The sequence below is a fragment of the Bacillus sp. AR4-2 genome (assembly GCF_008274865.1).
Lineage (GTDB): Bacteria > Bacillota > Bacilli > Bacillales > Bacillaceae_G > Bacillus_A > Bacillus_A cereus.
This window is the reverse complement of the sequence record NZ_CP031062.1, coordinates 2,988,869-3,009,243: the sequence shown is the minus strand read 5'-3', so window position 1 is coordinate 3,009,243 and position 20,375 is coordinate 2,988,869. Positions and strand designations below refer to the sequence as shown.

Below are 20,375 nucleotides of genomic sequence, written 5' to 3'. Positions count from 1 at the left end.
AGTTATTTTTAACTTTTCCTGATCCGAAAGAGTCAATCTTTGTTTTGTTCTTCTAATAGTTGAATAACCGTATCTAATTTTTGTTCAACTGAATCTTGCTTTTTGCGATTGTTAGTATGCCGAATTATACGTATAATTCCCCCGAACACTGCACCGATGATTACTAAAATAATAGCAACTCCCATGTAATAAATAGAGTTTTCTAAAGGCATTATTTAGAATCTCCTTTTTCCCTATTTTACCCTTTAAAAGGATTGATATATTGTTTGATTTTGGTTAATATAATACCCTGATTTTTATAAATTAATATATGTATTATCTTATAAAAAAACTCAGCAGGATTTATTCTGATGAGTTTTTTTGTTTATATAATTTATCAATAATTATTCTTTTTTCTCCGGCTGATAGGAAAGAATAACGACACCTGAACTGGTCGTTCTTGTTTCGATCAGTTTTAAAGCCTTTGTATCGTTTCCGGTTTTAAAGAGATGCTTTCCGCTTCCCACGATAACAGGATTGACCATAAAATGATATTCATCAATGAGGTCGTGTTGCATCAATGTCTGTATAAGCTCACCACTACCATAAATTAAAAGGTTCTGACCGGGCTGTTCCTTCAGTTTCGATATTTCTTCTACAATATTCCCCTTGATAAGGTTTGCATTCCATTCGGTTTCTTCCAAAGTTGTTGAAGCAACAAATTTAGGCATGCTGTTCATCTTATCAGCAAAACCTTCTTCATCAGTCATAGAAGGCCAGGCAGCTGCAAAACCTTGATAGGTTACTCGCCCTAGTAGAAGAGCTTCACTTTCAAACAGTAAATCGGATTGAAACTTTGCTACTTCTTCATTGAAATATGGAGCAGTCCAAGCTGGTTCCTCCATGACACCATCTAGTGAGAGGTACATCGATACAATTATTTGTCCCATTTTGTTCTCCTTTAGTTTTAAATTGAGATTTTTACATATTGGTAACACAATTATTAATTCTTCAGTTAGCGAAATTCTCCTTTTTTAATAATTTCGACAAAATGTATTTATGTATGTTTCGGAATAACTCAATATATATTAATAACTTCGAAATATTATATAACAGATAATTTTTATGCATCATTGATTAGCATTGCTTATTGTGCTAACGAATCAGGATAGTGTGGCGACCGACTAAATAGTTGCTTATCTTCAATTATTAGAAGGGAAGTTCTATCATTTCGCGAATTAATTAGACATAGACGAGTGCTATAATTTTCTATATATACATAAAGAGGTGACTACGCATGAATCAAAGACCGTCAGAAGAAGAATACGCCGGGAGCTCCGGCGAATATATCCGTTTGGTGCCGGACGGTAACATCATCGACATTCTGCTCGCTCAGGAAAAGCGAATGACCGAGCTCCTGGCATCGTTGACCGAAAGCCAGGCCGCATATCGGTATGAGGAAGGAAAATGGACGCTGAAAGAAGTCGTGGGCCACATTGCAGACGCGGAACGCGTCATGACCTACCGCCTGCTCCGGTTTGCAAGAGGGGACCGGACGCCTCTGACCGGTTTCGATCAGGAATTGTTCATACCTCCTTTCGGAAGTTGGACAACCGCGCAATTGGCCGAAGACTACCGGGCCGTACGGCAATCAACGATCACATTGCTGCGCGGACTACCGGCGGAGGCGTGGACCCGTAAGGGCACAGCCAACAACCTAAGCATTACGGCGCGCGCCCTCGCGTACGGCATCGCAGGACACGAACTTCATCACATGGGAGTCATCCGAAACCGGTACTTGAGTTAATCATCGGCTGAGGCCTTTTGAATGGAACTAACGGGTAAATTTAATAAAATAAGGAATACAATTAAATAGCCTAAAATATGCAAGTTTTTATGCATAACTGCTTGTGTATTAAGGAGTAAATCCAAACGCAATTAAAGCAATGAACGAAGTAAATATCGACATAACAAATCAAACATCAGATATAATTGATGCAAACATTTTAAATAGTGCTGATTTAGTCGTTACGCTTTGTAGTCATGCGGATGCTGTATGCCCATCTACTCCGCCGCATGTGAATCGTGTTCACTGGGGATTTGATGATCCAGCAGGAAAAGAATGGTCTGAATTTCAACGTGTTCGCGATGAAATTGGTGAACGTATAAAGCGATTTTCTGAAACAGGGGAATAAATAAAGGAAAGAGTCAATCTTCTATTGTGTTGGAGATTGGCTCTTTTTTATTATGTATTTCATTTACTTATCGCATCGCTTTAAAACCACTCTTAGGAATAATACAGAATATTATGTGAAGATGGTAAAGTTTCATTTTATAATTTTTCATCTTATTAAAAGTTGATTTGTTAGAAAGGACAATCATTTATTGATATAATGAATGGATGCGTGGCAGGAAATAGATAGAAAGATACTGCTAGTAATTTATACTTAAAATGTAGGGAGATTGAACAGAGTTATGGGGACAGAAAAAGAAATTAGTTCCGCTAAATTAATATGGAAGATGACGCGCCCGCATACGTTAACGGCGACGTTTTCTCCTGTAATTTTAGGAACAGTGGCATCACTTTATGTTGCCAAAATTGATTGGCTGTTATTTATTGCGATGATGGCTGCATGTTTAGCATTGCAAATAGCAACGAACTTATTTAATGAGTACTATGATTTTAAACGTGGATTAGACACTGCTGAATCCGTTGGCATCGGTGGCGGAATTGTCCGTCATGGATTGAAGCCAAAAAATGTGTTAACAGTTGCGCTTTTATTATATGTCGTAGCAGCAATTATTGGAGTTTATATTTGTATGAATAGCAGCTGGTGGTTAGTCGTCATCGGTTTAATTGGAATGGCGGTTGGCTATTTATATACAGGCGGTCCATTACCAATTGCGTACACCCCGTTTGGAGAATTAGTTTCTGGATTGTTAATGGGAACATGTTTTGTGCTCATTGCTTTCTTTATTCAAACGAATACTGTAACGATTGAAAGTGTATTAATTTCCATTCCAATTGGAATTTTAGTAGGTGCAATCAATATGTCGAATAACATCCGAGATATCGAAGAAGATATTAAAGGTGGAAGAAAGACATTAGTAATCCTCCTTGGGAGAGAAAAAGCTGTGGTAACACTAGCGATAGCCTTTTTCATTGCGTATTTATGGATTGCCGTAATTGTATTAATGGGTTATATAAGCCCTTGGGCATTAGTTATGTTCCTAGGTTTGAGAAAGCCAATTTCTGCGATTCAAAGTTTCCAAAAAGGGGCAAAGGATCCTGGATATATGCGCATCGCAATGAAATCAACAGCGATGACAAATACGATTTTCGGCTTCTTGTTGTCAGCAGGATTATTAATTAGTTACTTGTTTTAAATGAAAAATATTGTTAAGTAACTTAACCCCAGTTTCTCAATTTTAATATAGAGAGATTGGGGTTTTTATTTTGACTTTGTTTCATGTTAAAAACAGTTTCATTTGAAATGCAAATACCAATAAATTGCAACTTCATCATTTTCAATATCCAAACCTTTATAAACAAGAAAATCAAACCCACCAATTACAAATCCGCATTTTTCATAGAACTTACATGCTGCGACATTATTATTTTGCGTTTCAAGCATGATACCTGGCATATTGCCTTTTTTTGCCCACTGCTTTGCTTGATGAACTAATCTTTTACCAACTCCGAGTGTACGATATTTTTTATCTACCGTTATATCTTCTATGTAAGCATAGTGGTTCCAATTCTTTTTTAATACCATTAATCCAATGATTTGGTTATGTAACAGAGCTATGTAAATGACTTGATTAGGTTTATTTATATATTCATTGTAAGCCAGTTCTTCATTATCATCTTGATTTTGTAAATAACTTTTTTCATAACTCGGAACGTCTTCTACTGTATATTTTATACGTCTATTTCCTTTGGAAAGAGAAAGAATTAACCGAGCATTCACTATAAAACTGTCATCAATCTCCGGGAGATTATCTAAATCATTTGTTTCTAACTCTCTAATTACAAGGTTCATCGGGGCACCTCCACATAATAATATTTCTTCTAGTTCTTCATTTGGTTCAAATAAATTCCAATTACAAAATTATAATAGAATTTCAATAGTACGGCTATCTTTGTATTTTATCTTTATATCAGTATGCTGTTATCTTGATATGAAAATATTGTTTAGAAAGAGTAGTATTTTTTATTTTGGATGTATATCCAGTTTTCAAATTTAACTATGTTAGAAAAATAAATATTCTTCTAAAGAGTAGATGCAATACGCTATTCTTTAACTAATTTCGACATTATCTGCATTTTATCTTCACCTTCCTCTATTAATCTATTTATTGTAAATATCAGCTGAAGTTAATGTTTAGCTGCATAAATAATGAAGATGAAAATGAGTAGGGAAAGGATCGAAACATAATGAAAGAATCACAAAATAAGAAAAAAACAAGTGTAGTAACGAAGGCAATACTATCTCTAGGAGTTGTTTTAGCAACGACCTTATTCACGTTCTTTTTAATAGGAAAATGGAACGCTATCCCAGCGAAAGGGGTAGCGAATGAAAGTAGTAACCCAGTTAATACACAACAACAAGAAAAGAAAAAAGAAACACCACCGGCAAAACAGAAAAAACCTGATGGAAAACCAGTAGGAAAGGTTGTTTATTTAACATTTGATGACGGTCCTAGTGAATTAACTGGGAAATTTTTAGATGTACTAAAAGAGCAACATGTTGCTTCGACATTTTTTATGCAAGGTAGCAATTTACAGAATACAGGTTTTCAGGAAAATGTAAAACGAACAGTAAAAGAAGGACATTATATTGGTGCACATAGTATGACACATAATAGTGATAAGCTATACAAAAAAGGACAATTTGTAACGGAGATGAAAGAAACGTTAGCTCTTATTCATAATATTACAGGTACAACTCCTAAACTAGTCCGTCCCCCATATGGATCTGCACCAGTATTAAAGGGGCAGGACATTCGTAACAAAATTGTAGAAGCAGGAATAAAAGTTTGGGATTGGACGATAGATTCAAATGATTGGAAATTAAAAGGTAACCCACAGCAAATTATAGAAAATGTAAAGCGTACAACAACAGAAGATGTGGAAGTAGTTCTAATGCATGAAAAACTACAGACATTACAAGCGCTTCCGGAAATTATTAAATTTTATAAGGAAAAAGGATATGAATTCGGGGTATACAATGAAGCGGATCATTTTCAACTAAACTTCCAGAAAGATCAACGTCTATAGTATAAACATAATTATTTTAAAAAGGTGTTTTCCATTACTAAATCAATAACTAAGCCAAAAGTCGATTTCTTATTTTATAAAGAAATCGGCTCTTTCGTTTATGTATTACGTTACAAGAGTTTTCTTATTTTCTCCGGAATGTCCTTTTTTGAAATCTATGCAACAGAGTCTTTATAGTAAGAGTATTTTGTCGGGGAATAATCAAAAAAACGTATATTACAATATAAAAAATTCATCTTAATACTAAAGGATACATGACAACGATTCCTATAAATTCTTCTCAATAATTGAAAATAAAATCAATCCAGATTATTATATTGTTATTGTAATTATAAATGTAATTACATTTTATTGAAGGAGGATACAAAGATGAAAAACTCAAAAGGCTCTATTGAATCAGAGATAAGCAAAGCAATTACTCACTGGGAAAAGGACTACCTAGGACGCGGGTCTATATCCGTTAAGACAGATATATTACGGGATATGATTATCGTAAATTTACAAGGTATTTTAACGCCAGCTGAATATACGGTTTGCGAAACAAAAGACGGTATGCTAACGATAAAGAAAAATCGTTCGGAGCTAGTTGAATCTGGAATTGACGATTTGAAAGAGATCATACTAGAATTAACTGGAGAAAAAGTGAAAAGTTTTCATACGGATATAAGTTCGCGTACAGGTGAGCGAGTAATGATTTTTAAATTGTTTCATAATCTTGAGGAAAAGTTTTAAAAATTAAAACCATCGTAGGGTTAGTGGGAGATAATTAAGAAACCTAAAAGTTTTGCACTTTATTTATATTTATTAACATGATAATAATTAAAAATTTGAAATTATTTACGTGTACTGAATTTTAATTGGAATAACGCTCAAAAAATTGATAAATAAATTGACAAACTGCTTAATATGGTTTATCTTATAATTGTTTTAAAAAATTAATAGATGCTTATTTTAACTGTTTGCTATAATTAAGGCTTTAGCATTTTTTTAATATGTAATATTGACTAAATGAAAAAGTTTCTTAATTGAAAGATAGCGCATAACATAAATTGATATATTGATTGCATAATCTAGGAGATCAGAGATATACTGTTATTTTTAATAGGAGTAATACATACATTACTATCCTCTATAAAATGGGAGCTCTTCAAAAAACTTTATTGAAGTTAGTTGAAGTGAAACCGACAATCTCCATAATTCAATGATGATATAAAATCATTGAATTATGGAAGTTGTCGGTTTTTTTTATGGGAAAAAACGATGTACTAAAAGAGTGAATGAAAATTGAAATTAAAAAAACTATCGTAATGAAAAGGAATTTTTATAGGCTATTTTCGCTTAGAAGGGAGTATTTAACATGTTAATTTCGCTGAGTTCATCAACACTGTTAACTTTATTTTTTATGGCGCTTAGTGCTTCTTGGCTAAGTGGATTATTGTTTTTAAATGCAAGGATACCTTTACGTTTTGTTCATATCCATATTGGTATTGCTGCTTTACCTTCATTGGTTTCTTTACTCGCACTTGTTAATAACAATGGAGATAGAGTTGTGGGGCCTTGGCATCTAGATACTTTAGCTTGGTTAATGGCTTTCTTTGTTCTTACAATTGGTTTAATCATTCAGCGTTTCTCTGTACGTTATTTAATGGGGGATCACTCATATCGAAAATACTTTGCACTTTTTACATGTACTACAGGTGTATCTTCGGTTGTATGGTTAAGTGATGATCTTCGCTTAATGCTCATTTGTTGGGGAGCAACGCTTATAGGATTGGTTCTACTTATAGGGCTAAATAAAGGGTGGAAAGTAGTTAGTGAAGCAACTAAAATCTCTGGCTACCTATTTACAATAAGTTGGATTGCCTTACTATCAGCTATCATTTGGCTTTTTCAAGTAACAGGACAGTGGCAGTTAACATCAGTTTTAACGAATGAAAATGTAGCTCAATTTGGAACATTGGAGAAAACAGGAATTAACTTATTGATTATAGTAGCTGTGATGATTCCAGCAGCACAATGGCCTTTTCACAGATGGTTAATTGAATCAGCTGTTGCTCCAACTCCTGTTTCTGCTATTATGCATGCGGGTTTAGTAAATGCTGGAGGTATCATATTAACTAGATTTTCGCCACTTTTTCATGATGATATTGCACAAATCATTTTACTAATTTTCTCTAGTATTTCTGTCTTAATCGGAACAGGAATTAGTTTAGTTCAAGTTGATTATAAACGTCAGCTAGTAGGTTCAACTATTGCACAAATGGGATTTATGCTTATTCAATGTGCATTAGGCGCCTATTTAGCAGCTATTATTCATTTAATTTTACATGGTTTGTTTAAAGCTACACTATTTTTACAAGCTGGTTCTTCCGTGCAACGTTTTGGGGTAGTGAATCAGTCTAATGAAAAGATGTCTAATTTATGGATGATAGTTGGGCGTGTTTTAGGATTATTTATAGCAATTACTTTCTGGTTTATGACTTCTGGAGAGGGGTATCAACTAGTTAGTGCGTTAATCTTAGGCTGGTCACTATACTTTTCATGGAAACAGCTTGTTGTTTTTGGAGAGGGAAGAATGGGACGAATTGCTGGCGTAATTGTTTTGATTGGATTTTCTCTCATTTACTTTACCGTTCATAATTCTCTTTATAAATGGTTGCATACTGATATTTATCAAAGTGTTCAACCTTCAGCTCCAGCCGTTATCTTTGTTATATGTATTTTACTATTTAGTAGTGTTATTAGTACTTTCGTTACTCGTCATCAATCTTCTACTTTATTCGCTGTACTTTATCTTTGGTTAGTTCGAATAGGTGAGGCGAGACGAAAGTCAGTAGAAAGTCACCCAAGCTATCTGAAACATTATGTATCAAAGGGAGGTAATTCGTGATGAGCATATCGTCAATATTAAAGAAAGATACAAACATTGATATGCAAGAAAATAATATAAATGATTTAGTTGCATCTGCTAGCCGAGTTATTGCGCCACTTTGGCCTATCTCTACGTTTGCAGCTCACCACCCTTGGATGGGACTTGAAAAGCAATCATTTGAACAAGTCGCAAATTGGTTAAAAGAAGCTCGTAATGTGGATATTTATCCTAGTGCCTCCATGATTCATTCGGCAAAAGCGAAAGGTGAGATTGAGGAATCATTTTTACAAATGAGTTTGTCTCGTTGGCTGGATTCACAATCTTTTCATATTCCGCGAGAGAAAGCAGAGCGATTTTGCCAAGCGGCTTTAAAGTTAGAAAAATTACCTTCTAGTCTATTATCATCGCCAGAAGTAAATAAATTGGCAGAAGAAATGAATTATATAAATACAGCAAGTATGCAAGCCTCTGTTATGCAGCCAATAAGTTCGCTTATAGAGAGTCAAAATAGTGAAAACCTATCTGATGTTCTTAATTATCATATCATTAAATGGTGTAAATTATATCTTGATGAATCCGGATCAAATTGGACGATGCCAAATCGAGAGAAAGGTTTTTATCGTGCATGGCAACACCTTATTACATTTGATCCAGCGCTCAGTAAAAATGAGCGTAAAGTTTTAAAAGATTGGCCACAAGATGCCGAAGTAGCTTTAGCGAGAGCATTATGTGAACTAGGAATTTCTGAATCTAACATACAATCTTACCTTGAAGGGCACTTACTTTCTTTGCCTGGGTGGGCAGGAATGATACGATGGCGCTCACAACAATCAATTCAGGAACAGGAACTTCTCATAGAATATTTAGCAGTTCGAATTTCTATGGAGCTGGCTATTGTAAAACCTTATTTACCTTTAAAAAATCAAAAGGTTGAGAAAAAAGTTTCGATCGTCCCACTTATAGCTTCTTGGATCTATTGGGGGAATATTTCAACACGGGAATGGTTACAAATGCCTGCTGCTGAACAAAGTGAATTATTAGCATTCGCTTATCGTTTTGATGAAAATATTCGCAGGAAACTTTGGCTGGAAGCTTGGGAACAAACGCATGCAGAGCAATTAAGGGAGAAGATTGCTTCTACACAACGTGCAACCAATGATAAAAAGCGTGTATTAGCTCAATTAGCATTCTGTATTGATGTACGTTCAGAACCGTTTCGTCGCCACCTTGAAAAATTAGGTCCGTTTGAAACATTTGGAATAGCTGGTTTCTTTGGGTTACCAATTGCAACTAGTGAACTAGGTAGTAATAACAACCACCCTTCTTTGCCAGTTATACTCAAACCGAAACATCAAATAAAAGAGCTCACAAATGAAAATGAACTTAAATCTTATGAGCAGCGTAAGAGGGTAGGCAGTTCGGTACGTTATACATTTAAAACGATGAAACAGAACGTAATGACAAGTATGGCGCTACCTGAGTTAAGTGGTCCTTTACTTGGTCTACAGATGGTGACAAGAAGTTTTGTCCCAAGAGGAGTTGGTAGTTTCATTCGTAACCTTCGTAAAACTATGTTACAAAAACCTGATACAACATTCTCGCTTAATCATGTTCATGACACAAAGGGTGAGATACCTATCGGTTTTACGAAAGAAGAAAAAGTGAACTATGTGCGTCAAGCTTTAAAAATGGTGGGACTGACAGAAAAATTTGCTCCTTTAGTTGTAATGTGCGGACATAGTAGTCAAAGTACGAACAATCCTTATGCTGCAGCACTTGAGTGTGGTGCTTGTGGCGGAGCAGCAGGGGGATTCAATGCAAGAGTTTTTGCTACTTTATGTAATCTTCCAGAAGTGAGAGAAGCGTTGTTTGCTGAAGGTATTAAAATTCCTGAGGATACCATTTTTGCAGCAGCTGAACATAAAACAACAGTGGATGAATTGGAATGGATTTACGTCCCAGAACTTTCGGAAACTGCGCAAGAAGCATTTGATTGTATCGAGTCGATTATGCCAAATGTGAGTCAACATGCAAATAGAGAGCGTTTAACGCAATTACCAAATTTTAAAACGAAAATAAAAAATGCGAGTAAAGAGGCACATCGATTTGCAGAAGATTGGAGTGAAATACGTCCAGAATGGGGATTAGCTCGTAATGCATCTTTTATTATCGGGCAACGAGAATTAACTCAGAATTGTGACTTAGAAGGTAGGGCTTTCCTCCATAATTATGATTGGAAACAGGATGAAAGTGGCGATATATTAGCTAACATTATTGCAGGACCAGGAACAGTAGCTCAGTGGATAAATCTACAATATTACGCTTCAACTGTAGCTCCTCATTATTATGGTAGTGGAAACAAAACAACCCAAACCGTAACGGCGGGTCTAGGTGTTATGCAGGGAAATGCAAGTGATTTGTTGCCAGGCTTACCTTGGCAATCCGTTATGCAGTCAGATAGTGAGACGTATCATTCACCACTTCGTTTACTAATTGTAATTCAAGCGCCTATTCAATATATAGAACGTTTGCTAAATAATGATTTCACATTTCGAGAAAAAGTTCAAAATGGATGGGTTAGACTTGCAAGTGTTGATCCAGAGGGACGCTGGAAAAACTGGTAACAATCATGTAATGAATTATCAACTAATGTTACTAGCTTAAAAGTTTCATAAATACAATAATGAAGAAGGAGTGCTCCATATGAATTCAAAGAATAAAAAAGTTTTATTGTTAACAGACATTAAGCACGGAATAGAGCCTATTATCCAGCAAGTAACTAACATTCAACAAGAAAACATGTTGACTATACACAGCTACGATTCTGTAATTGTACATCCTTATGGAGATATAATGAGATCTATTATTATTGCTATTTATCAAGAAAATGTTGAAGAAATTTTTGTTGTAGGAATAGAGGATAAAGAAACGGATGTAGTTAATCTACAAATTCAACGTGATTCCATAAAAAATAACAGGGAACTAGACTATCTCTTTGAAAATTGCATGCCTGAATTTTCAAGTGGTAGCCTTGATGAATGGCTAAGTGGAAAAGAAAATGTTAGTGAAAATATTGAGAAGAGTATAGATATGATTTGTCATCATCCACTAGTATCGTCTGATGTTAAAGTTTATGGTTTCAAGATTGATAGAACAGGGGAAAAAGAAACGGTTGTTAAAGTTTCTGTTAATAAAGTAGTGAAACAAATGCATTCTTATGTGTAAGTTATCGATAGATAAGCAACTTTTATTTGGTAGATACTATAATATGTTAAATATTTGGAGTTGTTTCCTTTAAAAAGAGTAAAAGAAATCTTCTATAAATGGAGATCTTTTGCTCTTTTTATAATAAAAATAAAAAATTATTTGACGTTTTTTCGAAAAAAATTTTTAAGACAAGGCTTTTAGGTTTATGAAAACCTTTATTCATGATAGCAAGATAATTTTGATAAGAAGTATATAGTAAGAATGATTTGGAGATACCGATGGGGATATAACTATTTTATTTAGGACGGTGCAATTAAAATGGATTTACAGAAAGGGAAATTATATTGGAACACGACTTTTTCTAATACACCTTCTTATCCTCGTTTGGACGAAGATATAAAATGTGACGTACTAATAATAGGAGCAGGAAGTTCGGGTGCTCAATCAGCATACTATTTGAGTGAATCAGATTTAAATATTGTTATCGTTGATAAAAGAAAGGTAGGACATGGAAGTAACCTTACAAATACAGCACTTATTCAATATTTAGGTGATAAGATGTTTTTTGAACTTGTAAATACATTTGGGGAAGAGTATGCAGTTAAGCATATGAAATTATGTGAACAAGCTATTAATGATATTGAATATGCTGATCAAAACTTGCCTTATTGCTCTGACTTTAAACGACGTGACAGCTTATATTATGCAAGTTATGAAGAGGATATAAAGAAATTAGAAAAGGAACTGTATTATTTACATAAGCATGATTTTAAAGCGGCTTGGTTATCAGAACAACAAATTGGACAGAGATATCCATTTAAAAAACGTGCAGCTATTTATACGTATAATGATGGTGAAATAAATCCTTATAAATTTACACATAGTTTATTAGAACAAGCCTCTAATAAAGGAGTTCACATTTATGAAGATACAGAGATTGTTGGCAAAAAGTTAGAGAAAGAATGTGCTATCTTTTATACAAAGGAGGGCAATTCTATTACTGCCAATAAAGTAATTGTGGCTGCAGGATATGAAGGATTGGAATTTAAAAAGGAAAAGAACGCTACACTGATTAGCTCATATGCAATTGTTACTAATCCTGTGGAAGATTTATCTTCTTGGTATAAACGCACTCTCATTTGGGAAACTGCGAGACCATATATTTATATGAGAACTACTGCAGATAATAGGATTATTATAGGTGGATTAGATGAAGATACAAACATTGCTCAAGAAAGAGATTCAAAATTAATCCATAAAAAAGAGAAATTAGTGAATGAATTTAATAAGCTCTTTCCCAATATAACAGTTGACCTGAATTTTATTTAAGTGCTTTTTATGGTGGTACTCATGATGGTTTACCTATAATTGGAATGTATGAAGAGTTTCCAAATTGTCACTTTATCTATGCGTATGGAGATAATGGATTAGTTTATAGTATGGTACTTTCTAAAATTGTTCGAGATATAATTATTAACGGTTCAAGTCCAGATTTGAATTTATATTTACAAACTAGACCAAAACTAAATGAGTAAACTGCATGTATACAAAATCATAGTAGTAAGGAGCTTATTTAGGGTTCCATTATAAAAAAACGCTATTTTAAATGTATTAGTTTCATGTGACTATTTGTTATGTTTATGAATGCTTAAATAAAGCATTCATAAACAATATTATTTGTTAAATCCATTCATTTTACTAAGTTCAGTTATTTGTATAATCCATTCTTTTTTTAGGTAGGGTAGAGTTGCTTGGATATGATGATATTCCCATTCTTCCTCAATGGTAGGGTAAAGATTAAATAAGTATTTTTCTTCATCATTTGTTACATTTGCTTTAGGATTGCCAGTAAGTTTAAAATAAATGTCGCACCATCCGCTATAGTTTGTTAACATGAATAAAAAATTAGGACATGTGAATTCGATGAGGTATATTTCTTTTTCTAATTGAATATCTGATAGTAATTCTCTTGCAGTCTCATAAGTAGGCTTCTTTTGGTAACCATTGCATGAATGCCATGCCCAAATGGGGAAATCTATAATAAAGTCAATACCTTTCTGTTTCATGTGTCTTACAATGTATTTATATGCTGTGCAATCTTCTTTACTAACAAAAATAGGATCGGTTATAAGCTTACCTTCATTCAAAAGTGTATTTATGGCATTTTGGTTTTGAAAAGTCCATAGGATTGTTGAATCTATAGATGTATTTAAGTTTGATTGTTTATAAAATTGTTTTTTCATCTTTCTCTCCATTTTCTTTTTTATTTTATAAGAGTTTAAGATAAGTACAAAGTGCATTATATTTTTATCTTTATTAAGAGTTGGAAAAATCCATTAAAGATAGAAGAGTTTGTTTGCAATTACAAAAAATGATTCTTATAATCATTTAAAAATAACAGAAGTATTTGTTCTAATAAAGAATGAATTTTGCTTTAAGAATGGGAAAGGATAGCCATGCAAAATAAAATTATTGTTATGTTTCAAAAAGATTTTCGTTTATATGATAACCCAGCTCTATTTGAGGCTGTTCAGTCTGGTGAGGTTCTTCCTGTATATATACAAGAGGAAACTTTTTCAATAGGAAGTGCGTCAAAGTGGTGGTTGCACCATGCTGTAATAGATGTAAAGAAGCAACTTGAGGCATTGGGCTCTACTTTAATAATTCGTAAAGGACGTACGGAGGAAGAAATACTTTCTCTCATAGAGCAATTAGATATAACGGCTGTATATTGGAATATTTGTTATGATCCGGACAGATTACAATCTAATCAAAAAATGAAAATGATGTTAGAGGATAAAGGTATTATCTGTAAAGAATTTAATTCGCATTTATTATTAGAACCGTGGATTATTAAAAAGAAAGATAACACTGAATATAAGGTGTTTACGCCTTTTTACAATGCATTTCAAAAGCAGGTAATACCTAAACCTTTTAGCAGAGTGCAGAGTATAAAGTGGGGAAACTCTTTACCAGCAAGCTTATCTGTTTCAGAATTACAATTGTTGCCGACTATACCGTGGACATCTCATATGGAAGTAATATGGGATCCGACAGAAGAAGGGGCATATAAAACATTCAAGAAATTTTTCTCTAGTAAATTAGTCTCTTATAGTGAAGGAAGAGATTTTCCAGGTCAAAATGTCCATTCGATGTTGGCACCGTATCTTTCATTTGGTCAAATATCAGTAAAGCTAATGTTTCATTACTTAATAAATAAAAGTACCGAAAGACAATGTAGTCTTTTTGAAAAACAAGTTAATAGTTTTATACGTCAATTAATTTGGCGAGAGTTTTCTTATTATTTACTATACCATTATCCATTTACAGTATATAAACCTCTTAATAAGAGCTTTGAACATTTTCCGTGGAATAAGGAAGAGGAGTTATTAAGAGTATGGCAAAAGGGGAAAACGGGTTATCCGTTTATTGATGCGGGAATGCGAGAACTATGGCAAACAGGTTTTATGCATAACCGGGCAAGAATGGCTGTAGCCTCTTTTCTTGTAAAGCATTTGTTAATTCCGTGGCAAGAAGGAGCAAAATGGTTTATGGATACACTACTAGATGCTGATATTGCAAATAATACAATGGGATGGCAATGGGTTGCTGGAAGTGGAGCAGATGCATCACCGTACTTTCGTATTTTTAACCCAATCACACAAGGAGAAAAGTTTGATAAAAATGGAGAGTATATAAGAAGATGGGTACCAGAATTAAGAGGTATACCGAATAAGTATATACATAAACCTTGGGAAGCACCTGAGCATATTTTACAAAAATCCAATATAAAACTTGGTGATACATATCCTTATCCGATTGTTGATCATAAGGCAGCACGAGAGAGAGCCCTTTGTGCATATAAAAGTATGAAAGAATTTGTATGAAATAGGTTAAACAATATGTATTTAGAATTTTAATATTAGAATTTTATCCATTACAAGGACATACTAATCATATAAAGTTTCTATAATCTTCTAGTAAAAAGGAGAATGTTTATGAAAAAATCTAGTATTATAGTATTTTTCCTAACATATGGTTTGTTTTATGTTTCTAGTGTTTTATTCCCTATTGATCGTACTTGGTATGATGCGTTAGAAAAGCCGTCTTGGACACCTCCTGGTATGACAATCGGAATGATATGGGCTGTATTATTTGGACTTATCGCATTATCAGTTGCAATTATTTACAACAACTATGGATTCAAGCCAAAAACATTTTGGTTTTTATTCCTTTTAAATTATATATTCAATCAAGCGTTCAGCTATTTTCAATTTAGCCAAAAGAATTTGTTTTTAGCAACAGTAGATTGTTTACTAGTCGCTATTACTACGTTACTTCTCATTATGTTTTCTTCCAATTTATCTAAAGTATCGGCATGGTTGCTAATACCATATTTTTTATGGTCTGCATTTGCTACATATTTATCTTGGACAATTTATAGTATAAATTAAAGACGGAACTAAAAACTTGAGCACAATAAAAATGCTCGAGTTTTTATGTTTATTAATGATAATCTGAAATATAGAATATATACATCTTAGGGGGGCATCTTTTTGAAAAAATGGATAAAAATTGTTCTGTACTCTTTACTAGCTATTTTAATCGTCGGAAGTATTACTTTTTTAACTTGGTCTCAGTTTACTTATAAACCAACGAAAGAGGCTTTGTCTTTAGTAGATGATAAAAAAGATGAAGATTATATAGTTTTTGGAGAGAAAGATGCAAAAATAGGAGTTATTTTTTATCAAGGAGCTAAAGTAGAAGCCGAGGCTTATAGTTACTTAGGAGAAGCTCTTGCAAAAGATGGGCATTTTGTAGTAATGCCTAAGTTACCATTAAACTTAGCGTTATTTGGAATAAATGAGGTAGATAGTGTAATTGAACAGTATCCTGAAGTTCAAAAATGGTATGTTGCTGGGCATTCAATGGGCGGAGCTATGATTTCTAGGTATGCCTTTCAACATGAAGAAAAGGTAGACGGGATTATTTTCTTAGGTTCGTATCCTGCAGATGACTTCTCTACGAAATCGATTCCAATGTTATCAATTTACGGGGAAGTAGATGCTTTAGCAACTGTAGAAAAAATAGAGAACAATAAAAAGTTCATGTCAAAGAATACTACTATGCACATGATAAAAGGGGGAAACCATGCTCATTTTGGCATGTATGGTGAGCAAAAAGGTGATAATGCGAGTTTAATTACGGCAAAAGCACAACGAGATGAAACAGTAAAAGTAATTGAAGAATGGTTATTGGAACAATGATAACGAATTTAATAAATCTACCGAAAGAATTTTCCCAACGGTAGATGGGAGAGAGAATAAAGAGCCAAATCGTATGAATTGGCTCTTTTATTTATTTGCTATCTCCAATTGTCCCCTTATTTTCTCCGGAATATCCTCTTTAGAAATAATATCGTAAGAATACACATATTTTCCTTTCATATGAATTTTTAAGTAAGTTTTTCTTATAAAATCATTAGGCGTGTTCGTTCCAACTTTATATTCTTTTTCATTGCTTAGTTCATCAACACCCTTTAGTGAGTACATAGCTCGGCCTTTATAATGATAATCTGGAATGCCATATCCCTTCGCAACGGCGTATACATTTTTTTCTTCAGCAATCGGATTAAATCTGTCTAAATCCCCGCGTAATATGAAAGGTAGTAAGTATATAGGAAGGCCTATTCCTAGTATGCAAAGTACAAATTTTTTCATGGTCGTTTCTCCTCTTGTTCATTTACAGGATTCAGTATAGAAAAAAATTCTTATGAATATAGAGGGAAATTTCTTAAGGTTTTCTTAATAAAGTTTAACCGTGTGAAAAAAACTAACTTGAGCATTAAGCTTACGGAATGAATAACCAAATAACTTGTTTTCTTTATTTTTTGATATTTCTTAAGAACCTATCAAGAAATAAGTGAGTTTTAGGATTTAGAATAAATGTATCTTACAGTAATAAGAGAATTATCTAAAAAAATTAGAGTGAGAACAATTAAAGAAAGCATCTAGTGGATTGCTTTTTTCTTTTGGAATAGAGAATCATATGGGTCAGTTACATGTAATACGGCACTGTGCTTCTATGTCACTGAAAAATCCAATGATAAAAAAAGAGGGGGAAGGCATTTTTTATTGAAGTTTGTTAATGATAGATTTTTAACTAGTTAGGGGGGGATCGTAAAATAGATTATTAATCTCTTTAATAATTTTTATTTTCCTTATAGTTGGCATATTGTATTAGAAATTTTTAATTTTGAAAGGAGAATCAATAATTATGGGTAAGAAAAGAAGAATAAGTAATAAGTTATTACTTGTCAGTGCAATTTTTACAATAGCAATTCCCTCAGTCTCATATGCGGAGGAAGTAATTTCACCTGAAAATTTTACGAGTTCTTCAAGTTTGTATGAGGGACGGAATACGGAAGTATTGAAAACAAGCTTATATCCTTATACATATAACTATCCGTTTAACTACCAATTTAGTTCGAAATTAAAGGAAGCAAACACAACTATAAAAAAAGTAGACAATAGTGATGATGAAAATCCTATTATATCTACTACTCTTTCATTTATTCGCCATATGAATAGTGAAGATTATAAATCTGCATTTGATTTAACCTCAAGGTCATTACAGAAAATAATATCCGAAGAATGGCTGAAGAACTATTGGGAGGGACTCCCAGTGCAATTACAAGCAGGTTCTTTTATAGAAATTGGGGAGGTTACACAAAAAGAGATAAATCCTGTTCATACAAATGTGGAGATTCAATTAGTTTTTGAAAAAATGACTGTACCTTTACTAATTAAACTAGATCCATCTGGAAAAATAGACGATTTTCAACTCAGCATGTCGTTTAGTCCTGTTGCAGAGCGTCCATCATATAGTAAGCCTGAATCATTTGTTGATAAAGAAGTAGTAGTTGGAAGTGGTGCATTTCCATTACCAGGAACATTGTCGGTTCCAAAAGGAAAGGGTCCTTTTCCAGCGGTTATTCTTGTTCAAGGATCAGGAGCAACTGATCAGGATGAAACAGCGTTTGCTTTAAAACCATTTCGCGATTTAGCTGAAGGTCTTGCATCGAAGGGAATTGCTGTCCTTCGCTATAATAAAAGAACTTATGAACATGGGTTGAAAACACAATTCAGTCCCTTTTATACAGTTGATAAAGAGACAACAGATGATGCTCTTCTTGTAACTCAATTTCTTAAAAATGAGCCTCTAATAAATAAAAATCAAATTTATATTTTGGGTCATAGTCAAGGTGGAATGATGCTTCCGAAAATGATTGAAAAAGACCAAAATAAAAATATTGCTGGAGCAATTGTAATGGGAGGGCCAGCTCGTACGATCCAAGACGTTGTTTTAGATCAATTTGAGTACCTTTTCTCTATTGGAGCAATGAACCTGGATCAATATAAATTCTACAAATCGCAATTTGAATTATTAAATGATCCTAATTTCTCTGGTCAGAATCCCCCAAAAGATTTTTACTTAGGATCAGCAGTATTTTGGGATTCTATACGGAAAATTAAAGCGGCAGAAATGTCAAAAGAACAAAAGACACCGCTTCTTATTATTCAAGGAGAAAGAGACTATCAAGTTCAATCAAAAATTGAAATTCCTCTTTGGAAAGAACAATTAAAAGAACGAGATAACGTAGATTATCGACTATATCCAAAGTTAAATCATTTCTTTACAGAGGGTGAAGGGGAAATAAGTAAGCCAAAGGAATATTATAGTCCTGCTAATATCCCTGAGTATGTTATAAATGATATTGCTGCTTGGGTGCAAGACAGATCGCAATTAAATTAGCAACCATATGTTTTAATAAAGACTTTCTTTCCGTAATCAAAATAGAAATATTTTGATTAGGTTATATGTTTTTTAAAAGCACTCTTTAAAAAGGAGTGCTTTTTTATTTTTCTATGATTTCTATAAAACAATGGGCTTATCTTCCAAACAAATCGTTATTTGGAGCGCTTTTATCAAAGCAAAGTTCTTGTGACATTTCTTTGATATTAAAAACATGAATAACCTATTGTGTGAAATTTTTTGAAAATTTAGGTTTAACATCTTTAAAATAGGTGTATTACATATTACATAACAACTAAATAAAAAATAAAAAATCTAAAGGAGGAAAGATACGATGCATACGAATGAAAGAAAAACGGTAGTTTATGAATATCAAAATGAACAGGAAGTAATTATGAAAGTAAAAGAGCTAGAATTGCAAGGGGTTCGCCACGATGACATTTATGTTTTAGCACATGAAAAACATATAACAAAAAGGATTGCGGATGATACAAACACAAATACGATTGGAGTAAAAGAACAAGGATTGGGAACAAGTATTATCAACTTTTTCTCCAAAAAAGGGGACGAACTTCGAAATCAAATGGAAGAAATGGGGTTGTCGAAGGAGGAAGCTAACTTATATGAAGAAAAACTAGATCAAGGGAAGATTTTACTCCTAGTAACAGCTGAAGTACCAATGGCGAATGCTAGGCAGCCGCAAAACTATCATTCTCTGTAATAGATTGCAACATCTGATAAATAGGTAAGGGAATTATTTTAGTTTGTAGCATGGAAGAAAATAAAAATAGAAAAGGATGAGAAAAATGAAACATACAATATTTAAATATGCTGTGATTGGAATTACGACCGGAGTCATAGTCTCCCTATTAAAAAAAGAAAATCGGAAAGCTATACAAACAAAAGGAAAAAGCGTAAAAGAAAAACTACAAGAAGGAAACATAAAGGAAACATTGGAGAAGGTAACTGAGACAAGTAAACAATTTTCTGTAACTGCAGCTAATGTTGCAAAACAAACATTACCACAACTGCTTACAGCCACACCAGTTGTCATTTCTACCATTAAAGACTTAACAGAAAACGAAAATAATAAAAAGAAAACAGGTGAAAAGGATTACGAAATAAATGAAAATAGTAAGAACTTAGACGGGGAAAAAACGAAAAATGAAAAGAAATATGTGAAAGAAGAGAGTGCCTAGATTTAATTCTAAAAATAGAAAG

18 protein-coding genes and 2 pseudogenes are annotated in these 20,375 nt (G+C 33.4%); 15 read left to right on the top strand and 5 right to left on the bottom strand.

Annotated features, from left to right (window positions below; genetic code table 11):
* Positions 1-32: 32 nt before the first annotated feature.
* Positions 33-212 (bottom strand): DUF4083 family protein, encoded by a 180-nt coding sequence (locus DN399_RS15540; RefSeq protein WP_001127750.1) that lies wholly within the window; start codon positions 210-212, stop codon positions 33-35.
* Between the two features lie 171 nt (positions 213-383).
* On the bottom strand, positions 384-929 hold the full coding sequence (locus DN399_RS15535; protein ID WP_000529754.1) for a dihydrofolate reductase family protein: 546 nt from the start codon (positions 927-929) through the stop codon (positions 384-386).
* 347 nt (positions 930-1,276) lie between these two features.
* Between DN399_RS15535 and DN399_RS15530 the strand changes: the two genes are divergently transcribed.
* The 3 genes and pseudogenes from DN399_RS15530 (at position 1,277) to menA (ending at position 3,366) form a co-directional block, all read left to right on the top strand.
* On the top strand, positions 1,277-1,786 hold the full coding sequence (locus DN399_RS15530; protein ID WP_006918170.1) for a DinB family protein: 510 nt from the start codon (positions 1,277-1,279) through the stop codon (positions 1,784-1,786).
* A gap of 112 nt (positions 1,787-1,898) precedes the next feature.
* Positions 1,899-2,174, top strand: a pseudogene (locus tag DN399_RS15525) (arsenate reductase/protein-tyrosine-phosphatase family protein); the annotation flags it as partial.
* Positions 2,175-2,454: 280 nt separating this feature from the next.
* Positions 2,455-3,366, top strand: coding sequence for a 1,4-dihydroxy-2-naphthoate polyprenyltransferase (gene menA / locus DN399_RS15520; RefSeq protein WP_006918166.1), 912 nt, complete (start codon positions 2,455-2,457; stop codon positions 3,364-3,366).
* 98 nt (positions 3,367-3,464) lie between these two features.
* Here menA and satA read toward each other — a convergent pair whose 3' ends face one another.
* Entirely contained in the window at positions 3,465-4,022 is a 558-nt protein-coding gene (satA, locus tag DN399_RS15515) for a streptothricin N-acetyltransferase SatA (protein ID WP_049108407.1), read from the bottom strand.
* Positions 4,023-4,417: 395 nt separating this feature from the next.
* On the opposite strand from satA, the gene DN399_RS15505 reads away from it, so the two are divergent.
* The 6 genes and pseudogenes from DN399_RS15505 (at position 4,418) to DN399_RS15480 (ending at position 12,874) form a co-directional block, all read left to right on the top strand.
* Positions 4,418-5,260: a polysaccharide deacetylase family protein gene (locus DN399_RS15505; RefSeq protein WP_149149778.1), complete on the top strand. Its 843-nt coding sequence runs from the start codon at positions 4,418-4,420 to the stop codon at positions 5,258-5,260.
* Positions 5,261-5,629: 369 nt separating this feature from the next.
* Complete coding sequence (locus tag DN399_RS15500) at positions 5,630-5,992, top strand: Na-translocating system protein MpsC family protein (protein ID WP_000798158.1); 363 nt, start codon at positions 5,630-5,632, stop codon at positions 5,990-5,992.
* A 625-nt stretch (positions 5,993-6,617) separates the two neighbouring features.
* Entirely contained in the window at positions 6,618-8,150 is a 1,533-nt protein-coding gene (locus DN399_RS15495) for an NADH dehydrogenase subunit 5 (RefSeq protein WP_149149777.1), read from the top strand.
* Complete coding sequence (locus tag DN399_RS15490; protein WP_149149776.1) at positions 8,150-10,756, top strand: DUF2309 domain-containing protein; 2,607 nt, start codon at positions 8,150-8,152, stop codon at positions 10,754-10,756. Before DN399_RS15495 ends, DN399_RS15490 begins: the two co-directional genes overlap by 1 nt.
* Positions 10,757-10,835: 79 nt before the next feature.
* Positions 10,836-11,357, top strand: coding sequence for a carbonic anhydrase (locus tag DN399_RS15485; RefSeq protein WP_149149775.1), 522 nt, complete (start codon positions 10,836-10,838; stop codon positions 11,355-11,357).
* A gap of 300 nt (positions 11,358-11,657) precedes the next feature.
* Positions 11,658-12,874 (top strand): annotated as a pseudogene (locus DN399_RS15480) (NAD(P)/FAD-dependent oxidoreductase).
* A gap of 138 nt (positions 12,875-13,012) precedes the next feature.
* Here the strand turns inward: DN399_RS15480 and DN399_RS15475 are convergent.
* Positions 13,013-13,582 (bottom strand): DUF3841 domain-containing protein, encoded by a 570-nt coding sequence (locus tag DN399_RS15475; RefSeq protein WP_149149774.1) that lies wholly within the window; start codon positions 13,580-13,582, stop codon positions 13,013-13,015.
* Positions 13,583-13,795: 213 nt separating this feature from the next.
* Here DN399_RS15475 and DN399_RS15470 point away from each other — a divergent pair, with 213 nt between their 5' ends.
* The 3 genes from DN399_RS15470 (at position 13,796) to DN399_RS15460 (ending at position 16,606) form a co-directional block, all read left to right on the top strand.
* Positions 13,796-15,226, top strand: a complete 1,431-nt coding sequence (locus tag DN399_RS15470; RefSeq protein ID WP_149149773.1) for a cryptochrome/photolyase family protein — start codon at positions 13,796-13,798, stop codon at positions 15,224-15,226.
* Between the two features lie 111 nt (positions 15,227-15,337).
* Positions 15,338-15,793, top strand: a complete 456-nt coding sequence (locus DN399_RS15465) for a TspO/MBR family protein (protein ID WP_000749726.1) — start codon at positions 15,338-15,340, stop codon at positions 15,791-15,793.
* 102 nt (positions 15,794-15,895) lie between these two features.
* A complete protein-coding gene (locus DN399_RS15460; RefSeq protein ID WP_149149772.1) occupies positions 15,896-16,606 on the top strand; it encodes an alpha/beta hydrolase in 711 nt (236 codons plus the stop codon).
* 87 nt (positions 16,607-16,693) lie between these two features.
* Here DN399_RS15460 and DN399_RS15455 read toward each other — a convergent pair whose 3' ends face one another.
* On the bottom strand, positions 16,694-17,059 hold the full coding sequence (locus tag DN399_RS15455; protein WP_149149771.1) for a YxeA family protein: 366 nt from the start codon (positions 17,057-17,059) through the stop codon (positions 16,694-16,696).
* Between the two features lie 556 nt (positions 17,060-17,615).
* Between DN399_RS15455 and DN399_RS15450 the strand changes: the two genes are divergently transcribed.
* From DN399_RS15450 to DN399_RS15440, 3 genes are all read left to right on the top strand, one after another.
* Positions 17,616-19,154: an alpha/beta hydrolase gene (locus DN399_RS15450; RefSeq protein WP_149149770.1), complete on the top strand. Its 1,539-nt coding sequence runs from the start codon at positions 17,616-17,618 to the stop codon at positions 19,152-19,154.
* Between the two features lie 334 nt (positions 19,155-19,488).
* Positions 19,489-19,875, top strand: a complete 387-nt coding sequence (locus DN399_RS15445; RefSeq protein WP_149149769.1) for a YflT domain-containing protein — start codon at positions 19,489-19,491, stop codon at positions 19,873-19,875.
* An 85-nt stretch (positions 19,876-19,960) separates the two neighbouring features.
* The gene (locus DN399_RS15440; RefSeq protein WP_149149768.1) at positions 19,961-20,353 is read left to right on the top strand and encodes a peptidase U61; all 393 of its coding nucleotides are present in this window, start codon (positions 19,961-19,963) and stop codon (positions 20,351-20,353) included.
* Positions 20,354-20,375: the final 22 nt, after the last annotated feature.